Genomic DNA, 1,830 nt, shown 5'->3' on the forward strand with positions numbered 1-1,830 from the left:
CGCGGTCGGCTCCGTGGCCGGCGGCTTCAGCGCCCTGGCTTCCAAGGCTTCCAGCGACCAGTCAAGCTCCAGCAGCTCGTCTGCTTCCAGCTCAAGCAAGTCCGCGCCAGCTGCTTCCAGCAAGCCGGCTGACCAAAAGCCTGACCAAAAGGACAACAACAGCCAGCCGGACAAGCAGAGCCAGTCAAGCCAGCAGCAGAGCAGCCAGTCAAGCTCGCGAGAACAAAGCCAAAGCAGTTCTTCCAGCCAGGCTGCCAGCTCTTCCAGCTCAGCCGCCAGCTCCTCCAGCCAGGAAGAGCAAAGCAGCCAGTCAGCTTCACAGAGCAGCCAGTCAAGCACTGACACGACGACGACCGACACAACTGATTAAAATTGACGACAAAAAAACGCCCGAAGCAAGTTCGAGCGTTTTTTCATGTCTTTTTTGCCTTTAAGCCCGGCCCTTGTAGGTGCCTTCCAGGGTGTTGATGACCAGTTCGTCGCCTTCGTTGATGAAGTCCGGCACAGTCACGACCAGGCCAGTTTCCATGGTGGCCGGCTTGCCGCCGGAAGCAGCCGTGGCCCCCTTGATGCCTGGCTGGGTTTCAACGACCTTCATGTTGACCGTTGACGGCAGCTGCACTGCCAGGAGTTCGCCTTCTTCAGTGAATTCCAGGATGACTTCGATGTTCGGCATCAGGTACTTGACGTCGTCGCCCAGCTGGTCAGCGGAAATAGCGTACTGCTCGTAGGTTTCCGTGTCCATGAAGTTGTAGCTGTCGCCTTCGGCGTACAGGTACTGGGCGTTCTTCTTGACGACTTCGACCAGCTCGATCTTTTCGCTTGGCCGCATGGTCTTGTGGATCACACTGCCGGCACGCACGTCGCGCAGGTCCATCTGCATCACGGTGTTGCCCTTGCCCGGCTTGTGGTGGTTGGCCGCCATGACCAGCATCAGCTTGCCGCCGTCTTCAAAAATCATGCCTTTTTTCAATTCAATTGCTTGCATGTAAAAAATCTCCCTAATAAGTATTTATTACCGTCATCCATTATAACAGTTAAAAGCTGCGCAGGTAAATTTTGTCAATCAAATGACCCTCAACCTTGTGCATGATCAGGTTGGCCCGCTCCTTGGTCGGGGCGATGTACTGGCGCAGGTTGACCAAATTGACCATCTGCCAGGTTTCCTCAGCCAGGCGCAGGGCCGCTTCTTCCGGGCCGTTGGCCAGCTTATAGTAGAAGTTGCTCGGGTCGTTCTTCTTCATCTTCATGATCTTCTTGAAGCGCTGCATGTACCACTTTTCGATCAGGTCTTCTTCGGCATCGATATAAATTGAAAAGTCGAAAAAGTCGCTGGTCACCAGCTGCCCGCTTTCCGGCAGCTGCAGGGTGTTGATCCCCTCGATGATCAGGATGTCGGGCTTCTCCACATGGCCGTAGCGGCCCGGCACGATGTCGCTGAGCTCTTGGGAATACAGGGGGTAGACGACGTCATCCTTGCCGCTGACCACGTCCCTTAAAAAGTCCCTGAGCTGCTGCATGTTGTAGCTTTCCGGGAAGCCCTTCCTGGGCATCAGCTTCCGCTTCTCCAGCTCCTGGTTGGGGTAGATGAAGCCATCAGTGGTCATCATCTGGGTCTTGAGGTCCGGGTAATAGCGGGTCAAGAGCAGCTGCAAGAGCCGGGCCGTCGTGGACTTGCCCACGGCGACTGACCCGGAAATGCCGATGATGAACGGCAGGCGGGCTTCCGGCAAATGCAAAAAGGCCGCCTGCCTGGCCGCCGTCTCCCGCTTGGCCAGGTAGGCCAGGTGGATGTAGTTCAAGAGGGTCTGGTAGATCTCGTCGACGTCT

3 protein-coding genes are annotated in these 1,830 nt (G+C 56.3%); 1 reads left to right on the forward strand and 2 read right to left on the reverse strand.

All coding sequences use genetic code 11. The features are described from left to right. Window positions 1-370 (forward strand): hypothetical protein (locus lacNas_RS08935; protein ID WP_201346791.1); only part of this gene is annotated, 370 nt, incomplete at its 5' end. A 60-nt stretch (window positions 371-430) separates the two neighbouring features. Here the strand turns inward: lacNas_RS08935 and efp are convergent. Both efp and coaA read right to left on the reverse strand, forming a co-directional pair. Further along, window positions 431-988: an elongation factor P gene (efp, locus tag lacNas_RS08940; RefSeq protein WP_201335896.1), complete on the reverse strand. Its 558-nt coding sequence runs from the start codon at window positions 986-988 to the stop codon at window positions 431-433. Window positions 989-1,037: 49 nt separating this feature from the next. Beyond that, on the reverse strand, window positions 1,038-1,830 hold a 793-nt coding region (coaA, locus tag lacNas_RS08945), incomplete at its 5' end, for a type I pantothenate kinase (protein WP_201335895.1).

This window comes from Lactobacillus nasalidis (assembly GCF_016587775.1).
Classification (GTDB): domain Bacteria; phylum Bacillota; class Bacilli; order Lactobacillales; family Lactobacillaceae; genus Lactobacillus; species Lactobacillus nasalidis.